This window comes from Candidatus Kurthia intestinigallinarum, from assembly GCF_003991225.1.
Taxonomy (GTDB): domain Bacteria; phylum Bacillota; class Bacilli; order Bacillales_A; family Planococcaceae; genus Kurthia; species Kurthia populi.
Map to the genome: position 1 here is coordinate 1 of NZ_JTFC01000247.1, position 1444 is coordinate 1444.

Sequence of the window (1444 nt, forward strand, 5' to 3'; positions counted from 1 at the left end):
AATTAAATTAATTATACCACCGATTATACCACCAATTATTAGAAATAAAAAAAAGTAAATTATATCTAATAATACTTTAAAATAATACATTTATTATCTCCTCTATTTTTATTTAATCTATTTTTCAATACTTTTAAAAATGGTAAAGAAATTATATACCCAATGAAAAATCCAATATTATATAAAAACACATCAGATAAATCAAAAATGCCTATTTTCAAAAGTGCTTGTAAATACTCAATTAAAAATATAAATATTTCAAAAATAATTAATCTAGTCAAAAAATTCTTAAAAATATTAGCATATGCTAATAAAAAATACATTGGAACAAAAATCAAAATATTTATAAACATAATAATTAAAGATAAATCATCATTCTGAATATCAAAAATAAATCCAAAAGGATTCCAAGCATAAATACCTGTTTCACCAAAATTACTTTGATCTGGTCTTAACAACCCTAACAATAAAACTATCAAATAAAGAAATAAAATTACATATCTCTCAATTTTAGTATCTAGATTAAATGTAATAGCTATCAATATATAAATAGTGAAAATTATTATTAAAATAGCTAAAATATTTTTTTCGATATTCTCCATATTAGAAAAAAACATAGGCAAGATATTCATAAAAATAGTTAAATATAATACAAATCCTATTAAGACACTAAACAAAAGTAATAAAATTTTAAGTCCTTTTTTAGACTTCAATAATTCTCTCACATAAAATCTCTTTTCTTAGTTTATTTTTAATTTTAAAATCAAAAAAAATATAACACAATTTTACTTTTTTTCCAATATTTTAAAAATAAAAAAGAGATAACTTTTTCAGCTACCTCTCCCAAAATCAATTTTTAATCACATAATTTTTTAATCCAAGATGCCAATATACCATGACATCTGTCGCACCATTTGCGATTTCGTCTACTTCATCATCAATATGAATTAAATCTCCATCTTCTGCATCACTCAAATTTAATTCTTTATGTATCCCTTTCAAGATTCCACCATACAAAATTAATCTTTTATAAGCTAACGCTTTATCCAAATCAATAACCGTTTCAATATTTGCTGGTGTCACTTTGTCACCTTTGATAATATCTGAATCTTTCACAGGATATTTTGAAACCTCAAAGACTGCTTTTTCTTCTGCAATCATCTTTTTTATTATTTTTATATTTTTATTGCCTGAGGCTGGAATTGACCCTGGCATTAAAATTTAAAAATAATCTCCATGAATAAATATTAAGCCGAAATAAAATAACGTTCCCAAATTAAAGTCAGGGAATATCAAAAAAGCCACGAGTCATTGATTTAATAATGATTCGTGGCTTTTATTATTGCAAAGGATTTATGCACGATTTTATACATTTTGCTGAAAATACAGTCATACCAAGCATTTGAGCGATTTTTCACTCACGTAGCTAGTTCAGTGATTTTGT

2 protein-coding genes are annotated in these 1444 nt (G+C 23.9%); both read right to left on the minus strand.

The annotated features are described in order from the left end of the window. Positions 1–65: 65 nt before the first annotated feature. Complete coding sequence (locus QI30_RS20220) at positions 66–725, minus strand: VanZ family protein (protein ID WP_233600656.1); 660 nt, start codon at positions 723–725, stop codon at positions 66–68. 124 nt (positions 726–849) lie between these two features. Beyond that, the gene (locus QI30_RS20225; RefSeq protein ID WP_126992111.1) at positions 850–1215 is read right to left on the minus strand and encodes a protein rep; all 366 of its coding nucleotides are present in this window, start codon (positions 1213–1215) and stop codon (positions 850–852) included. Between the last annotated feature and the right edge of the window lie 229 nt (positions 1216–1444).